Here is a 23,213-nt window from a genome sequence, read left to right on the forward strand (position 1 = left end):
CCACCCCCCCTCTCCCTTTCTCCCTCTCCCGCAAGCGGGAGAGGGAAACACTTTAAAATTCTAAATGGCCTTGAGAAACGACAACACCTTAGCGGCCATCGCTTCGGGAGAGAGGCCAACCCGTTCTCGGGCGGATTCATTGTCAACTGCTCCCCTAAAAAATTCGTCGGGGGTTCCGATTCGGCACAAGCGGGCTGGAGAAGGGTTGTCTGCTAGCCACTCGGCCACGCTTCCGCCAAGCCCACCTTGAACACTGTGATCTTCCACCGTGACCATTAGAGAAAATGCAGAAAACGCTTCCCGAAGGAAACCCTGATCCAAGGGCTTTACCGTATGAAAACTGACCACTTGAGCGGAGACACCTTTTCGCTCCAAAATCTCTGCCGATTTCATTGTCAAAGAAAGAATGTGCCCATTGCTGAGGAGACAAACATGGGTTCCCGGTTTAACGACAATGGCTTTCCCAATCGTAAAAGGGGGAGGCTGGGAGTGGATTAGGGGTTCCCCCTTCTTCCCCAGTCGAAGAAAGACGGGCCCCTCTTGCTGAAGAGAGGCGCGCAGAGACATACGAACTTCCATGGGGTCCCCCGGGCACACCACCGCCATGTTTGGCAGAACGCGAAGGGCGGCCACATCCTCCAAAGAATGATGAGTGGCTCCCAAAGAGGCGTAACTGAGTCCAGCCCCCACACCGACGAGAACGACCGGAAGGCAGTGATAGCATAAGTCGATCCGGATTTGCTCGTAGCACCGGGTCGTGAGAAAGGAGTTAATGGTATAGACGACCGGGCGAAACCCGGTCATGGCCATGCCCGCCGCCAGCCCGATCATATTGGCCTCGGCCGCTCCGGCATTCACAAACCGTCCAGGCGCGGCCGCTTTAAAATCATCGAACAATCGGTTTCCAATATCGCCAGACACCAGAACAACCCGAGGATCTTCTTTTGCGAGAGCGGTAATTTCAGAAGCGAATGCGTTTCTCATAATTCCAGTTCCACTTTTGACTTCCTGACCTCTTCTTCCGTCGGAATGCGGTAGTGCCAGTTGTTGTCGTCCTCCATAAATGAAACGCCCTTCCCTTTCACGGTGTGGGCAACTACCGCTAGGGGTTTGCCCGCAGGGTCCGGAACACGGCTCATGGCGTCAATTAACGCCGCCACATTGTGCCCATCCACGTCAACAGCGTTCCAACCGAACGCTTGCCATTTTTCCTTTAACGGATTCATGGTCATTATTTCATGGCTACGCCCCGTGGCTTGCCACTTATTGTAATCAACGATGACAGCGAGGTTTCCTAGCTTTAGAGCGGGAGCCAAGAGAGCCGCTTCCCAGACGGACCCCTCGTTGGCTTCGCCGTCACTGATCACGACAAAAACACGGGAGCGTCTGCCTTGCAGTCGAGCCGCCCAAGACATCCCGAGCCCAACCGATAATCCATGCCCTAACGAACCGGTCGCCACCTCTAGGCCGGGGACACAAGAGGGACTGGGGTGTTCGGGGAGGGACCCGCCAGGGACAGCAAATGTGTCCAGCAAATTGGTCGGAAAAAATCCTCGGTAGGCCAGAGTGGCATAAAAAGCGCTGATGGCGTGGCCCTTGCTAAAGATGAATCGGTCTCGATTGGGAGCCGAGGGATCCTTTGGGTCCAGGGAAAGAACTCCCCAGTAGGCCGCCACCAAGATATCCACGACCGAAAGGGCTCCACCCAGGTGTGCCGTTTTTCCTCGGTGAGACATTTCAATGACACGACCCCGGATGGTCCGGGCCATATTCTTTAATTCGTCTGCGGGGGGGCTTTCTCGAGAGACCATCAGCCGCCCAGGTTCGCCAGTTGCATGGTTTTGATGTTGTAGTAGAGCGGGTTCGTGAGAGGTTCTTTAAGGTGGCCTGCCAGAAAAGACGTGTGGATACTTTCAATGGCCTCTTCCAGAGTGTGGTGGGCGCGGAACCCGAGGACCCGCGCGATCTTGTCGGAGTTTACGTGGTAAGAGCGCAGATCGTTGGTGGGTTCCACCTTGATGGTAATAGTGGGGTCCTTGATTTGGCTTTTCACCATCGCGGCGATTCGGGAGAGGGACATGTTCTCATATCCGGCATTGAAAACATCCCCATGGATTTTGTCTTTCGGAGCTTCCAAGAGGAGCTTGTAGACATCGACCATGTCCAAAACATTAATGTTGGGACGCAATTGGCTGCCGCCGAAGACAGTGATCTGTTTTTTGATTAAAGCGTGGATGGTGAGGATGTTGACGGAAAGGTCCAGACGCATGCGGGGAGCGTAACCGCAGACGGTGGCGGGTCGGACAATCACATACTCCGCGCCACCCAAACCGTCGGCGCGCAAGGCCTCTTCGCACATCAACTTGTAATTGGAATAGTCGGTCAGGGGCGTACAGGGTGTCTCTTCTCGAACATCGGACTCTTCTCGGAGACCGTAAACGCTGGAGCTTGAAGCGTAGATCAACCGCTGAACTCCCGCCCTTCGTACCGCCTTCATCAAACCGAAAAAAGCGTCGTAGTTGATGGACTTTCCTAGGGCGGGATCCAACTCAAAGCTAGGGTCGTTGGAGACGCACGCCAAGTGAATAACCGCGTCGCATCCCTGGGCGGCTTTGTCCAGAATAGCCTGGTCCCGAAGGTCTCCTTTGACCTGCTCAAGATTGGGATCTTTCTGAACATCCCGTAAGGGGTCTCCATAGAGATACAGGTCCAACACACGAACCGCGTGGCCGGCTTTTAGCAAGGCCGGTACAAGAGCCGAACCAACGTAGCCGGCTCCGCCGGTCACCAAGATTTTTTTAAATTTGACCACTATTGACTCCTCATTTCAGCATGGCCTCTGCGGCTTTTAAAAGGACCGTCTTATCAATGGAGGCTTTGTTGCCTATGATCGTGACCGCTTGTGCGCCTGCCAGATTGCCCAGAAACGCGGACACGTCTGGAGGAACTCCGGCCACCGCGCAAAGGGATGTGAGCGCGAGCACCGCGTCTCCCGCACCGATACGATCCAGCACCTTGACGGCGAAGGCCGGAGATTCATGGAAATCACCTCTCTGGTCATGGACCAGAATGCCCGCTCTGCCGCGGGTGACCGTCATCCGCTGGCAGGAGAGGCGACGTTCCAGATCGGTGACCATGGCCTTCACGGGACCCCTTCGACTTCGGTATTCCAACCTTAGCTCTGATTCTTGGATACAAACATGGTCGGCTTTGGGATAACGGGAAATCGCGTGGAACCCGATGTTGGCCGCATTGATCTGTGTATTGACCGTGAGAAAGGGCGCTTTTTGACAGGCCAGGGCCACCGCTTTTGGCGTCATGAGGCCATGCCCGTAATCGGCCACGAGGACAGCGTCGACATTGGAAAAAGAAGCTGCCATCGCTTCGCACAGGGCGTCTTCTGCCGGGCTCGTCAGTGCCTCGTCATCCATATCATAGACTTCAAACATTTTTGACAACAAATAGGATTCCACGTATCGACGCTTAACGATAGTCGGGGCACCGGGTTTCTTTATGGCGGTTAACTGGACTCGAGGATTCAGACTGCGGCGGACAAATTCTTCCTGTGTGTCTCGTTCCCCTAAGTAGGTGATGACCTGAACCTCGGCGCAGAACTGTGCGAGGTGGTTTGCGATGGCTAAGGCCCCCCCGGCGTATAATTCTTGGGAACGACGGAGGACGGCCAATGTGGGTTCCTTAGACGATTTCCCCATCGCGTCACAATAAACATATTCGTCCAAAATGGTTTCTCCCACCACCGCCACGCGCAACTTGTTTAGGCTTTCAATGTGCCGAGTGATGTCTTCCTTGGTGTGCTTTTTTCGAAAATCTCCTAAAAAGGCTTTGACCTCGGGGGGAAGAAGGTCCAAATGAAGGTTGGCCAAATTGGAAGAACTGAACGTCACATCATCCGTGAAACGGATCTCGCCACCCACGGCTCGAACGGCTTCTTCTTCGCGAAGAATCCCGCCCGTCACGTCGTCCGCGGCCTTTCGATAATCCGGGCCTTTGGCGTAAACGTCGGGTTTGAAGAGACCAATCGATTCCACCGCAGAGGGCCAACGATTGATCGCGACGCCATCGACGACATCCAGGGCGGCCAAGACTTCCGCTCGAAGGTGTTGGGGAAACGCGGGACGGTGAGGCCCTTTGTTAACCAGATGATCGGGGGTGAGGGTCACAATTAAATAATCTCCGAAACTTTTCGCCTCATTTAAATGACGAATATGGCCCACATGTAAAAGGTCAAAAACCCCGTGGCACTGGACAACACGTTTGCCCTGACGTTTCCAGTCTGCCACGCGAAGGGCCAATGAATCCAATTCCTGAATTTTCATTGAATCCATTATTTTCCCTTCCCCAAATGGGCAAACCAATCCGCTGTCGCTTCAGCAATCGACGCGGGGGTCCACACCGGCGCGTTCCGCCAATCTTCAAGATGTGCCATGACCCGGGCGACCCCTTCGTCAAAAGAAATGCGCGGCGCCCAACCTAAAACAGATTTAATTTTTTGAATGTCACCGTGGGTCACGTCGGGCTCTCCGGGGCGTTTTGGAATTTCGACTCTCGGGCCCCCCACCAAACGGGCCAGCTCGTTCACCGCGATCGGGTTCCCCCTGGCTACGTTAAACACACCGCCTGACTGTGTTGTTTCCCCCGCGGCCAAAAAGGCGTCCACAACATCTGTGACATAAATAAAATCCCGCCGTTGGGTTCCATCTCCAACAATGGTCAAGGGTTTCCCGGCGAGTTTTTGCGCCAAAAAAACGCCAAAAACGGCGCCGTAGGCCCCGGTCGTTCGAGAACGGGGGCCGTAAACATTAAAGAGTCGAAGCGAAGTGGTTTGCAAACCATAAACACGCCCCCAGTGGTGGACCGCCTCTTCCCCCATCCACTTCGAGAGGGCATAGGGGTATTGGGGGGAAATAGGAGCCGTCTCCGGTGTTGGGAAGACGGATGGAAGACCATAACAGGAAGAAGAAGCGGCATAGACGATACGAAAGACTCCCGCGTGACGAGCCGCTTCCAGAACACGTAACGTTCCCGTGATGTTGGTCCGGCAATAGTTCAAGGGGCGTTGAATGGAAGGAACGATGTCTGCCAATCCCGCCAAATGGAAAACGACGTCGGCCTTGGTAAACCCTTCAGCCAAATCGTCCGACGCCACGTCTGCATGGATGACTTTGAGGAGGGGATGCCCAGAGAACGAGCGAATGTTTTCTAGTCGTCCAGTGGAAGCGTTGTCGACAATGGTCGTTGCAACCCCTCGACCCAACAGGGCTTCCGAGAGGTGGCTTCCGATAAATCCTAAACCGCCTGTGACGACCGCTTTTTTAATCATGTCGTTCCTTAATATCCCGATTTTTTTACGTGCGGATTGATGTAAATGATTTCCCGCAACATGGCATGGATCAAGATGAGATGACTGACTTCCACCAACCCATACGCCCGCACGGGAACAAAAAAGTTGACATCCCCCGTTCGCCGAAGGGGATTGTCCGCTGTAAACCCTGAAAAAGTAATCACGCGGTTTCCCACAGAACGGGCCGCTTTAACAGCATTTAGAATGTTCGGTGAACGGCCGGAACTACTGATGGCCATTAGCACATCGCCCGGCTCGGCAAATCGACGCACCGGCTCTGAAAAAACATTCTCATACCCGCAATCGTTTCCAATACAGGTCAAGAGACTTGCATCGTTAAACGTGATCGCTTTGATCCCCCCGTTTTTCCAAAAATCGACGGCCTGGTGGCTGGCAATCGCCGAGCTTCCGCCATTGCCCACAAAAATTAGTTTCTTTTTCCGGCGCGCTGCGTCGACCATCAAGGCCATCGCCATTGCAAACCCGTCCATAAGAGGGAGCACTGTGTTTCGTTTGATCGTCACCAGAAATTCCTTTTCAAGTTCCTCCAAGTTAACCAGGAAACTCATGGCGTGGCGGCCGGTGGGTTTTTTCCAAGGGGGCGATTTTATTTTTTTCATGCGACCTTGACCTCCTTTTTCACTTCACTCCCCCGTTTCTCAAGCCCGTCAACAATTCGGCCAGCAAAAGCGAGAGAACAGGTGAACGCCGGTGAAATAGCGTTCAATACATGAAGAGAGTTGTCGGTCTGCTCGATATGGAAATCCATTTCCAATCCACCGGAACGGCGGACCAATTGGGGGCGAATGCCGACATTATCGGAGGGGACGAGATCTTCCCCCGACAAGTTGGGGACCAGCCGTTGAACGGCCTTCAGAAATATCGACTTGACGTAGTGACCCACTTCTCGATTAACCAATCGTCTAAAAGTGGCATCTTTTTGGAAGAACATTCCAGCGAGACGGCTTAAAATCCTGAGACTTTCGGCGGGGGCTATCCCTTGAAACAATCCATAATTTTCACGGCCCAGGGCGGGGATTGCTGTTGGCCCCACATAGACATCACCGCTTACGCCTCGTGTCAAGTGGATGCCCAAAAAGGGAAAGTTCAGGTCTGGGACGGGGTAAAGGCTTTCCCTGACCCAATGATCCCCTCCCTTTCTCAACTTCCAATATAGGCCTTTGAACGGGACCAACACATGGTCTTTGGCCAACCCAAAGAACCGCGCAACTTGATCCGCGTGGGCCCCCGCACAGTTGATCATCTTTTCATAATGGAAACGCCGTCCAGCGCGGGTGATCAACACAGAGTCCTCGGCCGCAATTACCTCCTCGCCGAAGAATAGACGAGTCCCGGAGGATTCTACCTTGTGGGCCAGGACGCGCATGACACCGGGGGCGTCCACCACGGCGGTGTCCAGACAGTGAATACCCTCCCCCGCAGCGGCGTGAGGTTCAATCTTCTTGAGAGCTTCAGCGGTTAACCTCAAAACCCGAATCCCATTGGCCCTGGCGTTATGCTCAAGGCGCTCTAACCCTGGAAGATCTTCCTGCCCTGAAGCGAGGATGACCTTACCCCCCACGCGGTGGGTCACACCATTTTCTCTGGCAAAGGCCAACATCTGACGTGCGCCTTCGGCACAAAATTTCGCTTTGAGGGTTCCAGGGGAGTAGTAGATGCCCGAGTGCAAAACCCCGCTGTTGCGGCCGCTGGCATGACAACCAACCCGGGCCTCTTTCTCAAGCACTATGATGCGGGCATTGGGGTGGCGCTGGCGAATTTCTCGCGCCACGGCGAGGCCAATGATTCCGGCTCCGACAATGAGAAAATCTGAATATTCCATTAAATAACCTTTTTCGCTAACGCGAGAATGTTTGATACGGTGGTCAAGACGCCGGGAAAGGCCCTCGTTTTCTTTGCTGAAAGATTCTTTGGCGATCTCATCTGACGTTTCTCTCTTCCAGTAAGCGAACATCCTGGCGAAGAAAATTCTTTAATTCCTGAAGTGTTGGCAATTGCAACATGTAACGAGAGACAAAAAGTTTATTGTCCATACCGACGGTGGCATACTTGACTTCAGCCTCCTCATCATGGGTGCATAAGATGATTCCAATAGGAGGGTTATCTCCTGGGTTCATTTCGTTCTCTCGCATGTAATTGAGATAGAAATTCATCTGTCCCGCATCCGTGTGGGAGAACTCCCTGATCTTTAATTCAATGAGGATATGACATTTTAGAATCCTGTGATAGAAGAGGAGGTCAATAAAATAGTGTTGATTGTTTATGGTCAGACGCTTCTGACGGGCTTCAAAACAAAAACCCTTTCCAAGTTCTAACAAAAAATCATGGAGGTGCCGAATGAGAGCGGATTCCAGGTCGCTCTCAGAATAAGCGGCCTTATCGGGAATGTTCAAAAATTCAAAAACATAGGGGTTCTTGATGGCCTCGTCCGGGGTCAGAATTTCCCCCCGAATTCCTTTGATCAGTTTTGTCTTATCCCTCGATTTGGCAAGTCTTTCATAGAGCAAACTCCCCATCTGTCTCTTGAGTTCCCGGATGGACCAGTGAGCCTTGATGGCCTGGGTTTCGTAAAAAGACCGTTTGACCAAGTCCTTAACCTTTAAAAGCTCCACAAAGTGAGAAAAGGAGAGGTTCTCAAGCAATTGAATCGGAGGAACACTCAATGGATCAGGCACTGTCTGATCAATTGCCCGCGTTTTTGATTTTGCCGGAGCGACATGAAGAGAACGATCCAAAGAGATATTGAAATGATCCGTCAGTGTCTGACGAATCTGGGGATAGGCCTTGTAGAATTCCCTGAAGAGAATGAGAGCGGTCTTTGAAACGCCCGGAACCGCACGGGCCCTCAGCTTCGCCGTCAATGTTTCCAAGAGACGATCGCCGTATTCAGCGCGATCTTCACCCTTTTGTTCAAACTCGACAATGTAAAAACCAAACATCCAATTGCGGATGGTGAGCGCGGTATTAACGCTCTGCGCCGCACGAGCCCTCAACGTTCGGTGCGCTGATTCGATGGCCAAAACCAGTTGCGTAAGTTTCATGGGTTCGATCTACCTGTGACAAGACCAACGATCCCGTCGCCAACAATGAGAAAATCTGCGGATTCCATTAAATGACCTTTTTCGCTAACGCAAGGATGTTTGATACGGCACCCAGGGCACGGGTAAAGATCCTCGTTTTCTTTTCGCTTTTGTCCGCTTCGTGGATGAGTTTAGAAAGTTCAGATTGAGCGGTTCCCGCGCGGGCGATGAGTAATTTTGTTTTTTTATTCCACTCGGGGGTAACGGTTTGGCGAATTCGGGAGATTTCTAGACGGAGGACTTGGCCTTGGGCCGTCAACTCTTCGGCTAAAACATCGTTCTGCGCTTCTTTGGACTTTCGTGCGAATTGAAGGATGGAAATCCGAGACTCGGACAAGGTTTCAAGCAGAGACAGAGAAAAGGCGGGTTCCACTCCATTTGAAACCCGAGCCATGGGACGCTTGCGAGTCATTGGGATTTCTCTCGTTCGCCGTGGAGATGGGTCTCCCTCACAACCGATAACAATTGGCGTTCTGTTGGTAGCTTCCCCCTGAATTCTTTGGGAAGCTTGGATGTGAGGTGGTAGGAGGAAACCCCAATGGGATTGGTTTTTGATTTTAAGGAAAACTCCACGTCCAGGTCATCCTTCTTGGCGCAAAGGATGATCCCGATGGAGGGATTATCGTGGGGAGATTTCTCTTTTGTGTTGAGGACGTTTAAATAAAAATCCATCTTCCCAGCGTATTCCGGAAGAAAGGATCCTGCCTTCAGTTCAATGGCCACCAAAGACTTAAGAAACCGGTGATAGAACAAGAGATCAATAAAATATTCCTTATGACCAAGAACAAGGCGGTGCTGCCTTCCAATGAAACAAAAGCCATACCCGAGCTCTAGGATGAATTTTTGTACGCGTTCAAGCAGGCGATCTTCGATCTGCCGCTCTTTTACCTGACGGTCGATCCCTAGAAACTCCAGGTTGTAGGAACTCTTCAACGCTTCGTTTGCTTGCTCAGCGAGAAACTCTGGGAGAGCCACTTGGAAGTTATGGGTTTTCCCTTTCATCGAGGACCGTTCATAGGCCTCGGCCAGAATTTGATTCAAGAGGACATTCCGACTCCATCCAAAACGCACGGAGGCGCGGATGTAATAAAGTCTCGCGAGAGGGGGTTTTATTTTTTCTAAAAGGAGTAAATGGTGGCCCCAGGGCAATTCTTCAACAAGCTGTTGAAGAAATGACGGGGCTTTCCTGGCGGGAACGGGAGCTGAAATCACGGATTTCTTTCCTAATTCTTCAACAGCCTGTTGAAGAAAATGATCATCTGTGTATTCGACATAAAATCGCCGCATGGCCCACAGATTCGCCGCAGAGAGCCCTCGCAACCCCGGGAATCCCCTCTGAAGATCTTTTGAAAGAACTTCCACCACCGATTGCCCCCACCCACAAGCGGCTTGTTTTTCAACAATGCTTCGACCGATATCCCAGTAAAGACGGATGAGATGGCGATTGATGGACCGGGCGGCGCGAACGCGCGAGAGAATAATCTTATTTTTTAGGTCAAGAAGGAAAGATTTATATTCCTTTGTGCTCAACAACTTTTTTTCTCCCCCACCGAATTCAAAAGCTCCGCCGCCGCGTTTGTCCGTCATCGGGACTTCTCCAAAGCTCGGGTGCGGCGGGCCACTTGCTCGGCGAAAGCGGCGAGGGTGGACAAGGCCTTGGGGGACTTGGCATGCACGGTAAGACCTTCCGCTAATTCGTGGTGGGCCATTGGTAAGTTATTGTAGAAATTGAAAAGGGTTTTGAGAGATTCCATGGCGTCGGCGTATTGAGCGTTCAAATTAAAGATCGATCGGGCCAAGGTATTGCGGCCGGGCGTGCGTTTATCGTCCCAGCGGTTGTGGAGGGCTTCCATTCGGTTGGCGTAGGCGGCCTTGAGGTCCGCACGAATCAGATCGAGTAAAGCCAGGCATTGCACAGTGTAGGACTCGACCCAAGGCTGGTTTTTTTGGACAGCAGAACGGAGAGCTTTGGCGCGGCCGAATCGCTTACAATAGAGTATGTTTTCGACAGAAAACGCGGCGGCTCCCGCTGGGATAAGGGGGGAACTTCCCTTCGTTTGAACAATCGTTGCTTGTGCCTCACGAAGGCTTTGATTCATCGTGGCGGCCAGGGCGTCGTGGTCTTGGGGCTCTTTGAAATGTCCCTCTGCCACCTGAGCGAGGAGCGTGGCATATTCCTTGAACGCGGCATTCATCTCTTCCAGGGCGCGGAGAGTAAGGCGTGTCTCCCAATGAGGGGAGGTCCCCGCCATTTTCCAGTCATATCCCTCGACTTCTTTTAGCATGTAATCACTTAAAGGGGCTTCTTTCGTTTCGGCCAGGGAATCGACGTCCGCTTCTCTCGTCCACGCCACGTCCCGGGCCATTTCGGTTTCCAATCCTTTTTGCGCCAAACCAACAGAAGTTTCAAAGGATCGAAAGGATTCTGGTTTTAAGGATACACAGGACACAAGAGTAAAGCAGAGAAATCCGGACCATAGAAAATGGATGTTTCTCATTTTGGATTGATCCCCACTGCCACCCACGCCTTCTTGACCACTTCGACCTCCCGCCCCCGAGGACCGAAAAGGGTAGAGGCTTTTTCAATGGTGGCCCGGGCCGCCGAGGCGAACGTGCTTTTGGGGGATAGGGAGACCAACACCTGATACCAAATGCGGCCCGCTTTTTCCCAAGATCGGCCCCCGATTCCCAGAGCGGCCAAATAAAACGCGTGATTGGGAATCCCCGAATTCATATGAACACCGCCGTAGTCCTCTTCCCCCACATACTTATCTTTCATGTGGGCCGGTTGAGGATCCGATCCGATGTCGGGATCGTTGCGATACGCTGTTCCGGGAGCGGACAAGCTTCGGATCGCCCGGCGTGTGGGGTTCTTAATTAAAATATCGTCCCCAATCAACCAGTCGGCTTGTTTCACCGTTTGTTTCCTTTTCCACTGTTTAACCAATGTCCCCATGACATCGGCAAAATGTTCGTTCAGGGCTCCGGGCTCATCTTGATACTCTAAATTTGCTGTATGGGCGATGACTCCATGGGTCAATTCATGGGCGACCACGTCCAAGGCTTTGGTAAAGCGCACAAAGGTGCGCCCGTCCCCGTCACCGTAGGCCATTTGTTCTCCATCCCAAAAAGCGTTGGCGTAATTCTTCCCAACATGGACACTTGAAATCAGCGACATGCCCCGATCGTCCAATGAATTTCGGCCAAAAACAGTGGCGAAGAAATCGTAGGTGTCTCCCGAATGGTCATAGGCTTCGTTGACGGCCTTGTCTTTTCCTTTCTTTTCCCCTTCGCTTCGGACCAGTGTTCCGGGAAGGGTGTGGGTGGGTTTGTTCTGGGCGTCATAGATGAGACGGTGTTTCTTCCGAGAGGGGGAGGGGATGGCGGCCATTTGGGAAAGGCTGGACAACGTGGTTCGTGTGGCTCGCGCGGCCGCGGAGGCGGCCAGATTTTCTCGGGCCCAAGAGCGGGTATCTTTATGGGGGGATTCGGCCATCCGTTGCAAAATGAAGGGGGGAAGAATGCCGTGAGGAGGATGTGAATCAACAACAGATTCCTTCCCCTCTCCCGAGAGGAGAAGGGAAGACCTCGTTACGAGAGCCATTGTGAAATGAACCCCATGGCCTTGCGGGACTTGGAGAGAAGCGATTGAAGTTCTTGAATTCGTTTCAGTGCAGAGGGAGGAAACTTTCCATTCCCATTTTTTTGAAGTCGAGTTAATTGCTCCTCGGCACGGGACAATCGTTTTGTCAGGCCTTCCCGCACCCGGCGAAGGGCGACCTCTTTGATGTCCCGATTCGCTTCGTAAAAGTCCTTCCGGCTCCCCACCACGGAAACAGATCGAACCGCGCCCCAAGATTCCAGGAGGCGGATATTAATACTGGCGTTGCCCTTACTCATGGACAAACGGGCACCCATGTCTTCTAGTGAAAGCGGGGATTCTTGCAGGTAAAGCAGTCCATAGATTTGGCCCACGGACCGGTTGAAACTAAAGCTCTCGGCCAGCTCGCCGGCCAGGCGGGCAAACTCAGCGTCCAGAGGGATATCGGTTTTAGTCACCATATCGTTTTGAACGTTTAGCGCGTTCTAAACAATATATACATCCGGTCTTCCCGCTTGTCAAGCCCCATGCGATGATTCAGGGGAAAGAGGACGGGATTGGGAGGACAAAAAGGCGATGAGGGGCCGCGCCTTCGACGGAAGAGAGAGCTCATCCCACTGAACCAGGGATTCCTCTGTCGCCCCCTGAAAACGGAGGTGATAGAGAGTGCTATCGCGGGCGGCGGACATCTCCCGGCCTCTGTTCTTTAGCCGACGAAGGACCGACAAACCGGACCGAACCCGGGGGGGAAGGTCCTCTAGGCTTACATCGCACCCCTTGCGAATACCGGTAAAACCACCCGATTGCGTGAACTGAATCCGTTCGCGTCCCGGTTGTAATGAAAATGTCTTCGGCCCCCCCTCCCCCGCCAGAGAAACCGGGGAGGTCCTACCTTTTTGTTTCTTTGGCTTTTGATTTACCATTCAATCGATGACGATCCGATAGTCCTCCCACGGGAGAGTGGGGTCAATCGCAATAGTGAGTGAGCGCTTTATGATCTTTTCGAGCCGCTCCTGCCGTTCCCGGACAAAATCGCCCACGCCGGGGGGGAGAGTGATCTGAAGCCGCCCCTCCGACCGACCTTGCGTCATTTCAAGGATCTCTTTTTGAAGTTTTAAATACATGGATTCACGGGACAGAACGTTTCCAGACCCCGCGCATTCCGTGCAAGGCTCTGACAGAAGAGAAAGGAGGGATTCCCGGCGACGTTCCCGCGTCATTTCAACCAATCCCAGCCGCGTGATCGGAAGAATCTTGATTTTTGCTCGATCGTTGCGGGTGGCTTCCTCCAAAACCTCAACCACCTTAATCTGGTTTCGTTTGCGTCTCATATCAATAAAATCAATCACGATGATCCCACCGATATTTCGGATTCGAAGTTGTTTGGCCACTTCTTCGGCGGCTTCCAGATTCGTCGCCGTCACCGTTTCTTCCTGTGATTTATGCCCAATAAATTTCCCGGTGTTCACATCGATGGCGCAGAGGGATTCGGCTTCTTGAATAATGATGTATCCACCGGAAGGAAGATCAATCCGCTGTTGGCGGATATGGGCCAGTTCACGATCCACCCCAAAAGCTTGGAAGATGGGGGTTTTGCCCGTGTAGTGCTGAACTCGATCCGTAAATTCCGGAGCCAACATTTCCACAAACCCTTTCACATCCTTATATTCGTCCCGGTTGTCCACGAGGAATATATTGGCGTTCTCGTTCAACAGATCCCGGGCCACTTGAAACGTCAACCCGAGTTCCCGATGAATCAATGTCCCGGACTGGGAATGTTCGAACTTTTTTTGAATTCCCTCCCACAAACGGGCCAGATATTTCATTTCACTGCGCAACTCTCCCTCGTCCGCCCCTTCGGCTTCGGTGCGAACGATCATGCCCCCTTCCAGATTCTCTTCTTCAATGATACGCCGCAACCGATCTCGCTCCGCGGAATCTTCAATGTTTTTGGAGACGCCCACGTGTTCGCTTTTCGGCATATAGATCAAGTAGCGCCCTGGAAGGGAAATATCCATGGTGACTTTCATCCCTTTGGTCCCGATCGCTTCCTTGGCCACTTGAACCATCAAGTCTTCTCCTCGCTTCAACATCTTTTCAATATGGCGATCTTTCGATGAGCTCACCACATCCGTCACATAGAGGTACGCGTTTTTTTCGAAACCCGTATTGACGAAAGCGCTGGAGATGCCGGGAAGAACATTTTCAAGGCGACCCTTGTAAATGTTGCCCACTAATTTCGCCATCCCAAGCGCGGGACGCTCAATCATAAACTCCGCCAAATGACCGTCTTCTAAAACGGCAATACGGGTTTCTTCCGGTAAAACGTTGGCAATGATTTCTCTTTTCATATAAAACTCCCTTTCACTATTTACAAAATGTAACGACGCAAATGGATGGACATCAAGAGCCCTATGGCCATAAAGGAGCCCACGATCCCGGACCCTCCGTAAGACAAGAAGGGCAATGGCACCCCTGTCACCGGCATGAGACCCATGGCCATGCCGATATTGACCAGCCCTGAAAAAGTAAAAAAAGCACCGACCGCGGTGGCGAGGTAGCGGCCGAAATAATCTCGGGCGGTGCTGGCGATATCGAACGCCCGCCAGGAAACCCAAAAATAAACCCCCAACAAGAACAGGGCCCCCATGAATCCCGTTTCTTCCGCCACCAATGAAAAAATAAAATCCGTGTGCTTTTCCGGTAGGAATCCCAATTGGGTTTGGCTTCCAGAAAGAAATCCTTTCCCCACAAACCGGCCGGACCCCACAGCGATTTCGGATTGGAGGATATTGTATCCCGCCCCCAAGGGGTCCACCGCTGGATCAATAAAAGCCATCAACCGTTTTCTCTGGTAAGGTTTAATGGCCTTATCCACCACAAAGGACCCCGCCACCCCGGTCGCGATGATTAACAAAACCACGGCCAACGAAAAACCGCTCAAAGGCACCCGCCATCGACGAATAAACCACCAAAGGAAAACGACGCCCAACGCCACCCCCGCCCACAACAAGAGAAGGGGACCTGTTTCCTGAAAAGCCCGCGAGAGGGCCATCATCACTTCGCTCCCTGACCAGCGGTTCCCGACAATTGAAAAATAGGTCCCCACCAGAGGGATCCCGAGAGCGATAGCGCCACTGGCCAAAAGTGTCGCTAAAAATCCAACGGGCACCCCGGCCACAAAAAGAACCGCTAACGTCATCGGGCCCATGGTCAGTGAACTGGAGAGGTCCGGTTGAAGAAGGACCAGCCCAAAATGAACACCAGAGAGGAGAAGCAAAGGGATGGCTCCGCTCCAATAGCGAAGGTTCCGTGAACGGGCGACCGCGTACGCCGCCAAGGCAATGGCCAGACCCAACCGCGTGACCTCCACAGGCTGAAAATAGACACTTCCTAAATCGATCCAAGACCGGCTTCCCCGCAAACGGGTTCCGACAACAAGGGTCAAGACCAAGAGGGCCACACTGACGACGTAGACCCCTTTGGCGTAAGTTTGAAAAACCTGATAGGGCAGAAGTGTTAAGAAAACCATGGCCAGAAGACCAACACCCAATCCGAGACCTTGTCGCCATAAATAATTTGACGCGTGTCCTCCCTGAAGGGTTGCAGAAAAAACAAAGAGGATCCCCATCACCGACAGAGCCAAGACCGCGGCCAAAAGGCTCCAATCCACCCGTGCCAACATGCGAGGAGAAGGTGAAGAATTCCCCACACGAAAAAAATGCGGGACAATGTCGGCCATCAGAGAGACTCCCGTGGGTAAAACTCATTGATCATTGCCCGGGCGATGGGTCCCGCGGAGACAGATCCGTGCCCACCGTTTTCAACGAATACCGCCAAGGCCAAACCCGGTTTTTGTCCCGGCCGGCCCGCGTAAGCGGTAAACCAGGAATGGTCTTCTCCATGGGGATTCTGGGCCGTGCCCGTTTTGGCGCCAATCACGAGATCCGAACGCTGAACACCCCGTCCAGATCCCTCCAAAACAACGCCCTCCATCGCCCGACGCAATGTGGCCCAAACAGTCTCCTTCAAGACGACCCGCTGGCGTGGATCAGGATTTTGGTGAAAGAGGATTTTATTTTCAGGAGAAACAACACGGTCCACCACATAGGGGCGCCACACGGTCCCCCCGTTGGCCAAGGCCGCAAAAAATACCGCGGCTTGAAGGGGGGTCGCGGTCATGGCCCCCTGGCCAATACTAAAGTTTAACGTGTCCCCTTCAAACCACCCTTGGCGCATCACTTTTTTTTTCCAGGACCGGCCCGGGACCAATCCGGAGGATTCGCCGGCTAATTCAATACCGGTTTTCTCTCCAAACCCAAACGCCTTTGCCATGGCCTCGATCGGATCCGGGCCGAGGGCCCGGCCGATATTGTAAAAGTAGATGTTGCATGAAAACGCCACGGCCCCAAAAAATTCTTTTTGTCCGTGCTTGTTCCAACACCCGAATTCCCGATCTCCCAACCGATAGGACCCCGTGCACAGAAAGGATTTACGGGTATCCCAATCGATGTCCTGAAGTCCCGTAGCGGCCGTCACAATTTTGAAGACAGACCCTGGAGGATATATTCCCTGAATCGCTCGATTGAAGAGCGGGAGAGCCTGGTCACTGAGATAGGCTCCTAAGTTTCCAGAGGAGTCATAGCCGGGAGCACTGGCCAGAGCCAAAACAGCCCCCGTTTGTGGGTCGAGAGCGACCGCCGCTCCGCGTCCCGAAATGGACGCCGCCAACCCCGCTTCCGCGACTGATTGCAGTCGGCGATTAATCGTTAAATAAACATCATTCCCTGGGGAGGAGGGAATCCGGCGAACCACCTGAAGGTGACGGCCCATGGCGTCCACTTCAAATTGGAGGCCCCCATCGGTTCCCCGCAACAACTCATCGTAAACGCGTTCAATGCCATTTTTTCCCACCCACTGACCGTGTCGGAGCCCTTGGTCTCGAGATCGACGAAGTTCTGTTTCATCCACTTCTCCGGCGTAACCCAGGATGTGGCATGCCAAAAACCCATAACGGGGTCTCCGCTGGGGTTCCACTAAAATATTCACTCCTGGCAGAAACAAACGTCGTTCCATTAGAGCCAGAGCCACAGGGGAGGGAATGTCCGTGAGCACACGGGTAATTTTTCCTGATTTCCGGGCTTCGGCCAATTTTTGTTGAATGATCTTAAAGGATTCAGGGAGGCGTTCTGAAAGTTCCCGTTTAATGCTTTCTATAGACGTGGTCGCCTTGTCACTGTAAGAATAATAAAGTGAAAATCGAGGGGCGTTTTCCAGAAGGGGTTCATCGGTGTTGCCATCACGGGCAAACACCAGCCCTCGGGGCGCAAGCAGGGGAAGGACCTGGGTACTGTTCATTTTGGCACGACGTTCCATGTCTTGACCCCGTACCACCTGAAGATAAAAAAGACGGAGGAGGAGGGTAAAAAACACCACGGTCACGAACGACGACAAAAGGAAAATTCGATAATCTTCCCGGGAGGAGAACAAAGAAGAGGTCCGATTAAGCATTGGCTTTAGAGGGGCGGGGAACCCAGAAATCGCTCCACGCGGTCACCGCCCAAAAAACAGCGGGGGCGGCCAGCCCGTTTAAAAAGATATGAATCAAAACCAACCCCAACCCGGGGCGTCCCACGCGGGATTGGTCAAAAAAGGAGGCAAGAATGTAAATTCCGATTTCCACAACACAGGTCGCGGCCACCGCTAAGGAAAGTTGGGTTCCGAACTTATCTTCGTTCAAATTTTTAGAGAGCGTCCCCGATACAAATCCAACGAACGCCAGGAGCCAGCCCTGAACCCCAAAAGCAGACATCCCGTGTACATCCAACGCCAATCCCCATAGAAATCCTAGCGTCATGGCAAGTTTCGTTCGCCCCTGAGACCCCAAGACAAGAGTCACCAGCAAAAGCCATTGGGGCGTTGGCCACCCCGTTGGAATAATATAGAGAAAAAGAATTTGGAAAATCCACATGAAAAGCAAAGAAAGCGAAAAATAGGCCAGGAATCTCTTCATGGGGTTTTGTTTCGTGTTATCGATTTTTCATTCACGGGTGAAAGGATCAGGAGCTCACGCACAAAACCAAGGCGTGCGGCGGGGAAAACAGCCGCCCTTTTAGAACTGGCCCCGACGGGTTCCACCACATCTGTTACATGACCCACTAAAACATGGGGGGGATAAACGTCCCCTAACCCCGCGGTGACGATTTCGTCACCCGCTCGAACGGTGGAATCCGCATACAAGTAATTGAGTAAGAGTCGGGCCCCGCCACGCCCTTCCACCAACCCCTGCTCCCCTGTTCTGCCCACTTGGGCCGAGAGGGCCGAGAAAGGATCGGTCAGAAGGAGAACCCGCGCCTTCCCATCGGGAAGAAGTTCTTGCACTTGCCCCAGAACGACCGAGCGTCCGTCCTGAACGGTGATGACCGCATCGCCCATGGCGACAGTGGGGGAATCTATTTTAACAAGTAGAGAATGAAACCAGTCCGCCGGATCTCGAGCCCAGACGCGGGCTCCGGTGGCACGATACCCGGCCCCCACAGAGATCCCCAGGAGACCCGTGAGACGTTCGTTTTCCTCTTCCAATGTTTCCAAGCGGGCGGTGTCCAAACGATCTTGGATCCACTTGGATTCGAATTCTCTCGCTCGCTGATCGGCTCGAAAAAGGTCCGCCAATCGACCACCGAATCGTCCCGCCTGATCAAGTTCATCGATGACGGCCCCCCCCAGAGGAGACCAGAGCGAATAAAAAGTAATTTTAAGGGAGTGAACCACGCGATCCGCCGACCACGACAGGAAAGCCAGGCTGAGGAGAGAATAGAAACCGAAAAGAGTTAAGGTTTGGTGCCGATGAAACAAAAGGGGTCTCCCTGCGCCCCATGAGGGACGCGGTTCCGGAGGCGGGGAGAAAGAAGAACTTACAGGAACGACGATCGGCCGCGGGAACGCTTGATGTTGTCAAGCTCTTCCAAGTAGCGGCCGCAACCCATCACAACGCAGGTTAAAGGATCAGACGCTCGGGTGACCGGTAATTCAGTCTCTTGGGAAAGAAGTTCGGGAATCCCGCGCAAAAGGCTTCCCCCCCCCGCCAGGACGATACCCCGGTCCACCAGATCTGCCGAAAGCTCCGCTGGGGTTTCTTCCAACGTCGCTTTAACCACGTCAACAATGAGTTTGAGGGGTTCAGAAAGGGCTTGTCGGACTTCTTCTGACGATATGGTAATCGTCTTCGGAAGACCCGATACTTGGTCCCGTCCCTTCACCTCCAACGACTGCTCGTCCACCAAGGGGAAGGCGCTACCGATTTTAATCTTGACGTCTTCCGCGGTTGTTTCGCCAATGAGCAGGTTGTACTTTCGTCGAAAATATTGCACGATGGACTCATCCATTTCATCCCCCGCCACATCCAGGGACTTCGAGACCACCATCCCTCCCAAGGAAATCACCGCCACTTCGGTCGTCCCGCCCCCGATGTCCACGATCATGTTTCCCGTGGGCTCTGAAATGGGCATCCCGGCGCCAATCGCCGCGGCCTTGGGTTCTTCAATCAACTCCACGGATCGTGCACCCGCCTGATCGGCCGCCTCTTTGACGGCCCGCCGTTCCACCTCGGTAATGCCCGAAGGAATCCCGATCACTACCCGGGGATGGAGAAGGCTCCGGCGGTTGTGCACCTTCCGGATAAAGTATTTAATCATTTCTTGAGTCAATTCAAAATCGGCAATGACTCCATTCCGGAGCGGCCGAACAGCGTAGATGTTGGCCGGAGTTTTTCCCAGCATGCGCTTGGCTTCTACCCCGAAAGCCACGGGGTCACGTGTGTCTCGATTGATGGCGACAACAGAGGGCTCTTTCAGAACAATACCTTGGCCTTTCACATACACCAAGGTGTTTGCTGTCCCCAGGTCAATTCCCATATCATTGGAAAAAAGACTGAAAATATAATCAAACACGTGAGAACCTCATTGATTCACTGCCCATCAAGGAACCCATCGAATCATCAAATTGCCTGGATCGGGCATCGAAAGAGACCCCCGGATGGGCCATGGACTATTGAACCAAACGAATCAGTGCCATTTCGGCGTTATCGCCTGAACGGGTCCCGATTCGGTGAATGCGCGTGCATCCCCCCGACCGGGTTTGATAACGCGGAACCAAAACGTCATAAATCTTCCGCCGAACCAATTTGTCGTTGATTTCCCCCGACACCCGCCGCCGGCCTTCCAGTGTTTTTTGTTTGGCCAAAGCCAAAACTCCATCGGCAAATCGCGACAACTCTTTGGCTTTGGGAACCGTTGTACGGATTTGCTCATGCCGAAAAAGACTCACGGTCAGATTCCTAAGGAGGGACTTCCGTGCGCCCGTCGGCCGGGAAAGCTTTCGCCCGGCGTGCGTGTTCATTTCGACTCTCCCGACCCGGCAGAAACGGGCGCCAGCATGCCCAAATGCATTCCGAGTTCCGTCAAGCGTTCTTTGATTTCTTCCAGGGATTTTTTTCCGAAATTCTTAAAACCCAGAAGCTCTTCTTCTGTTTTGGAGATGAGTTCCCCAATCGTTTTTATTTTCGCGGCCTTCAAACAATTGGACGCACGAACGGTTAATTCGATCATGTCCACCGGCTGACCCACCATGTCTTTCAGTTTCCCCGTTGGTTCAGGACGGAGCGCAATGGGCGCCGCCACGTCACTTGAGGACGAAGCAGACACAGGGGCAACGGAAACAGGCGCTGGAGCAAACACGTGAACGGCGTCCTCTAGGATTCCTGCCGCCTGGGCGATGGCGTCCGCTGGGGAAATGGATCCATCCGACCAGACTTCGATAATCAGCTTATCGTAATCGGTGATTTGACCCACACGAGCGTATTCGACCTCATATTGAACTTTCGACACCGGGGAAAACAACGCGTCCACCGGGATGGTGTTCACAGGTTGCCCTTCACGCTTCAATCGTTCAGCGGGAACAAATCCTCGCCCACGGCTTACCTCAATTTCCACGTCCAGTTCACCTCCCGCGTCCAAACGCGCGATCACATGCTCTGGATTGAGCAGGTCCACAGAAGAGGTCATCTCGATGTTTTTCCCCTTCACTTCCCCGCCTTTTTTCTTGAGGGTAAGGGTCTCTGGACCCGGGGTGTGAAGACGGAAACGAAGTTGTTTGAGGTTTTGGATTAATGTGATCACATCCTCTTGAACGCCCTTCAGACTTGAAAATTCGTGGGGCGCTCCTTTAATACGCACGGCGGTTACCGCCGCGCCTTCCAACGAGGAGAGCAAAATCCGCCGTAGCGAATGCCCCACGGTATGTCCGTACCCTTTTTCAAAGGGTTCGGCAACAAACTTTCCGTAGGTTTCATTCGAAGCGGGATCGGTCTCCAGCTTCTGGGGCAAAACCAATCCAAGGCTGGTCATCGGGTTAACTCCTCCTTCAAGGGTCAAAAATCGAATGGGTTACTTGCTGAAAAGCTCAACGATGAACTGTTCGTTCACCGGGTAAGACATTTCTGTTCGAGTAGGCCAGGCCTTCATCGTTCCGGCCAGGGTCACACCATCGAGAGTGATGGCCTCGACAGACCCCTTCAGCGCGCGGGCAATGGTTCCGTCCCACTCCAACCACGCCGGCAGTCCACGCTGGGAAGCCGCCTGAAGGGCCCGTTTGACAAAAAGATTTCCTCTCAATCCCTCTGCCAGGGAAACAGAGTCTCCCGGCTTCACTTGATAGGAAGGGATATCCACGAGTTTCCCGTTGACCCGAATGTTCCCATGGAACACCAATTGACGGGACGCTCGGGGCGAGGTGGAGAATCCAAGACGACGAACCACGTTATCAAGACGCGTTTCGAGCAACCGGAGAAGATTTTCCCCCGTGTTCCCCTTTTCATGAGACGCCACCGCAAATAAACGGCGAAATTGCCGTTCCAAAACGCCTGAAATTCGACGTGCCTTCTGTTTTTCACGAAGGCGCTTTCCGTATTCCGTTGGTTTTCCCGCGCGCCGACGTGCGTGTTGCCCCGGCGGAACCGCGGCCCCTTCTTTATCAATAGGACATTTGGCGTAGCAACGATCACCCTTTAAAAAGAGTTTCACCCCTTCACGCCGACATAGTTTACAAACTGGACCTGTGTATCGCGCCACGGAACCTCCGTACTTATTTTAAATTTTTAGTTCAACAACCCTTAGACCCGTCGAGCTTTCGGCGGGCGACAACCATCGTGTGGGATGGGGGTCACATCTTTGATGGACGTCACCACTAACCCAGCACCTTGAAGAGCACGAATTGCTGTTTCGCGCCCCGACCCCGGCCCTTTCACAAACACGGAAACGGTTTTGACACCAAACCCAATGGCTTTCTTTGCGGCATTATCCGCCGTTACTTGAGCCGCAAAAGGAGTGCCTTTTTTTGTCCCTTTAAATCCCGCACTGCCCGCGGTAGCCCAGACCATCAGGTTTCCCCTCTCGTCCGTTATGCTGACGATAGTGTTGTTGAAGGAGGATTGAATGTAAACGCGCGCGTTGGCCACGTCCCGCCACATTTTCTTTTTTAGTTTCGGGACCGCGGCCCCAGTGGGTCGGGTGGAGGGCTTCGGGGTGGGACTTCCCTTCCCCTCGGGCACCTGTCGCGCCGAATCCTTTTTTTTATCCGCTTGCTCAGCCATGAGTTTCTCCTAGAAATTTCAGAAAAAATGCCGCACTGAATGGAGCCCACACTCCAGGACCCCGTTAAACACAACGACGCTTTACACTTTAGCGGCGGGAGCTCCGGTTGTCCCCGGCTTCGCCGATCCCACGGTACGCCGACGGCCACGCCGGGTGCGTCCATTGGATTTCGTTCGCTGTCCTCTCGCTGGAAGACTTCGCCGGTGCCGAGACCCTCTGTAACTTCCAATTTCAATGAGACGGCGAAGATTTCCGGCAACTTCCCGACGGAGATCTCCTTCTACTTTGAAACTTTTCCCAATCTCCGTATTAATTCTGGAGACTTCGGCCTCGGTGAGGTCTTTTACCCGTGTGGCCGGTTGAACGCCCGTGGCTTCAAGAATTTTCGCGGACCGGGCAGGTCCAATTCCGAAGAGATAACGTAAACCGACGTCAACGCGCTTATGTTTGGGGAGGTCAATCCCCGAGACGCGAGCCATAGTGACTCCTTAGTGGATTAA

25 protein-coding genes are annotated in these 23,213 nt (G+C 53.1%); all 25 read right to left on the minus strand.

Annotated elements, in window-relative coordinates; all coding sequences use genetic code 11:
* Nucleotides 1–60: 60 nt before the first annotated feature.
* Complete coding sequence (locus JNK54_08260; protein ID MBL8024254.1) at nucleotides 61–984, minus strand: transketolase; 924 nt, start codon at nucleotides 982–984, stop codon at nucleotides 61–63.
* Nucleotides 981–1,811, minus strand: coding sequence for a transketolase (locus JNK54_08265; protein ID MBL8024255.1), 831 nt, complete (start codon nucleotides 1,809–1,811; stop codon nucleotides 981–983). The genes JNK54_08260 and JNK54_08265 overlap by 4 nt, the downstream gene beginning before the upstream one ends.
* Entirely contained in the window at nucleotides 1,811–2,815 is a 1,005-nt protein-coding gene (locus JNK54_08270; GenBank protein MBL8024256.1) for an NAD(P)-dependent oxidoreductase, read from the minus strand. Before JNK54_08270 ends, JNK54_08265 begins: the two co-directional genes overlap by 1 nt.
* 7 nt (nucleotides 2,816–2,822) lie before the next feature.
* On the minus strand, nucleotides 2,823–4,346 hold the full coding sequence (locus tag JNK54_08275; protein ID MBL8024257.1) for an adenylyltransferase/cytidyltransferase family protein: 1,524 nt from the start codon (nucleotides 4,344–4,346) through the stop codon (nucleotides 2,823–2,825).
* Nucleotides 4,346–5,341: an NAD-dependent epimerase/dehydratase family protein gene (locus tag JNK54_08280; GenBank protein ID MBL8024258.1), complete on the minus strand. Its 996-nt coding sequence runs from the start codon at nucleotides 5,339–5,341 to the stop codon at nucleotides 4,346–4,348. The genes JNK54_08275 and JNK54_08280 overlap by 1 nt, the downstream gene beginning before the upstream one ends.
* An 8-nt stretch (nucleotides 5,342–5,349) precedes the next feature.
* Nucleotides 5,350–5,931 carry an SIS domain-containing protein gene (locus JNK54_08285; protein MBL8024259.1) on the minus strand — a complete coding sequence of 194 codons (582 nt, stop codon included), beginning with the start codon at nucleotides 5,929–5,931 and terminating at the stop codon, nucleotides 5,350–5,352.
* Between the two features lie 47 nt (nucleotides 5,932–5,978).
* Nucleotides 5,979–7,205 carry an L-2-hydroxyglutarate oxidase gene (gene lhgO, locus JNK54_08290; protein MBL8024260.1) on the minus strand — a complete coding sequence of 409 codons (1,227 nt, stop codon included), beginning with the start codon at nucleotides 7,203–7,205 and terminating at the stop codon, nucleotides 5,979–5,981.
* Nucleotides 7,206–7,302: 97 nt separating this feature from the next.
* Nucleotides 7,303–8,424 (minus strand): DUF1016 family protein, encoded by a 1,122-nt coding sequence (locus JNK54_08295; GenBank protein ID MBL8024261.1) that lies wholly within the window; start codon nucleotides 8,422–8,424, stop codon nucleotides 7,303–7,305.
* 67 nt (nucleotides 8,425–8,491) lie between these two features.
* Complete coding sequence (locus JNK54_08300) at nucleotides 8,492–8,875, minus strand: hypothetical protein (protein MBL8024262.1); 384 nt, start codon at nucleotides 8,873–8,875, stop codon at nucleotides 8,492–8,494.
* Complete coding sequence (locus tag JNK54_08305; protein MBL8024263.1) at nucleotides 8,872–10,050, minus strand: DUF1016 family protein; 1,179 nt, start codon at nucleotides 10,048–10,050, stop codon at nucleotides 8,872–8,874. The genes JNK54_08300 and JNK54_08305 overlap by 4 nt, the downstream gene beginning before the upstream one ends.
* Nucleotides 10,047–10,961 (minus strand): hypothetical protein, encoded by a 915-nt coding sequence (locus JNK54_08310; protein ID MBL8024264.1) that lies wholly within the window; start codon nucleotides 10,959–10,961, stop codon nucleotides 10,047–10,049. Before JNK54_08310 ends, JNK54_08305 begins: the two co-directional genes overlap by 4 nt.
* On the minus strand, nucleotides 10,958–12,067 hold the full coding sequence (locus JNK54_08315; protein ID MBL8024265.1) for a M4 family metallopeptidase: 1,110 nt from the start codon (nucleotides 12,065–12,067) through the stop codon (nucleotides 10,958–10,960). Before JNK54_08315 ends, JNK54_08310 begins: the two co-directional genes overlap by 4 nt.
* Nucleotides 12,055–12,525, minus strand: coding sequence for a hypothetical protein (locus JNK54_08320; protein ID MBL8024266.1), 471 nt, complete (start codon nucleotides 12,523–12,525; stop codon nucleotides 12,055–12,057). The genes JNK54_08315 and JNK54_08320 overlap by 13 nt, the downstream gene beginning before the upstream one ends.
* 57 nt (nucleotides 12,526–12,582) lie before the next feature.
* Nucleotides 12,583–12,987, minus strand: coding sequence for a hypothetical protein (locus tag JNK54_08325; GenBank protein ID MBL8024267.1), 405 nt, complete (start codon nucleotides 12,985–12,987; stop codon nucleotides 12,583–12,585).
* Complete coding sequence (locus JNK54_08330) at nucleotides 12,988–14,415, minus strand: Rne/Rng family ribonuclease (GenBank protein ID MBL8024268.1); 1,428 nt, start codon at nucleotides 14,413–14,415, stop codon at nucleotides 12,988–12,990. It lies immediately after the preceding gene.
* Between the two features lie 20 nt (nucleotides 14,416–14,435).
* A complete protein-coding gene (gene rodA / locus JNK54_08335; GenBank protein ID MBL8024269.1) occupies nucleotides 14,436–15,806 on the minus strand; it encodes a rod shape-determining protein RodA in 1,371 nt (456 codons plus the stop codon).
* On the minus strand, nucleotides 15,806–17,575 hold the full coding sequence (gene mrdA, locus JNK54_08340) for a penicillin-binding protein 2 (protein MBL8024270.1): 1,770 nt from the start codon (nucleotides 17,573–17,575) through the stop codon (nucleotides 15,806–15,808). Before mrdA ends, rodA begins: the two co-directional genes overlap by 1 nt.
* Nucleotides 17,568–18,077: a rod shape-determining protein MreD gene (mreD, locus tag JNK54_08345; GenBank protein MBL8024271.1), complete on the minus strand. Its 510-nt coding sequence runs from the start codon at nucleotides 18,075–18,077 to the stop codon at nucleotides 17,568–17,570. Before mreD ends, mrdA begins: the two co-directional genes overlap by 8 nt.
* The gene (locus tag JNK54_08350) at nucleotides 18,074–18,919 is read right to left on the minus strand and encodes a rod shape-determining protein MreC (protein ID MBL8024272.1); all 846 of its coding nucleotides are present in this window, start codon (nucleotides 18,917–18,919) and stop codon (nucleotides 18,074–18,076) included. The genes mreD and JNK54_08350 overlap by 4 nt, the downstream gene beginning before the upstream one ends.
* Nucleotides 18,920–18,978: 59 nt before the next feature.
* Nucleotides 18,979–20,001 (minus strand): rod shape-determining protein, encoded by a 1,023-nt coding sequence (locus tag JNK54_08355; GenBank protein MBL8024273.1) that lies wholly within the window; start codon nucleotides 19,999–20,001, stop codon nucleotides 18,979–18,981.
* 109 nt (nucleotides 20,002–20,110) lie between these two features.
* A complete protein-coding gene (gene rplQ / locus JNK54_08360) occupies nucleotides 20,111–20,461 on the minus strand; it encodes a 50S ribosomal protein L17 (protein ID MBL8024274.1) in 351 nt (116 codons plus the stop codon).
* A complete protein-coding gene (locus JNK54_08365; protein MBL8024275.1) occupies nucleotides 20,458–21,468 on the minus strand; it encodes a DNA-directed RNA polymerase subunit alpha in 1,011 nt (336 codons plus the stop codon). Before JNK54_08365 ends, rplQ begins: the two co-directional genes overlap by 4 nt.
* Before the next feature lie 39 nt (nucleotides 21,469–21,507).
* A complete protein-coding gene (gene rpsD / locus JNK54_08370) occupies nucleotides 21,508–22,191 on the minus strand; it encodes a 30S ribosomal protein S4 (protein MBL8024276.1) in 684 nt (227 codons plus the stop codon).
* A 41-nt stretch (nucleotides 22,192–22,232) separates the two neighbouring features.
* Complete coding sequence (rpsK, locus tag JNK54_08375; protein ID MBL8024277.1) at nucleotides 22,233–22,589, minus strand: 30S ribosomal protein S11; 357 nt, start codon at nucleotides 22,587–22,589, stop codon at nucleotides 22,233–22,235.
* A gap of 204 nt (nucleotides 22,590–22,793) precedes the next feature.
* Nucleotides 22,794–23,192: a 30S ribosomal protein S13 gene (rpsM, locus tag JNK54_08380; GenBank protein MBL8024278.1), complete on the minus strand. Its 399-nt coding sequence runs from the start codon at nucleotides 23,190–23,192 to the stop codon at nucleotides 22,794–22,796.
* Nucleotides 23,193–23,213 lie beyond the last annotated feature (21 nt).

The sequence above is a fragment of the Elusimicrobiota bacterium genome, from assembly GCA_016788905.1.
Classification (GTDB): domain Bacteria; phylum Elusimicrobiota; class Elusimicrobia; order FEN-1173; family FEN-1173; genus JADKHR01.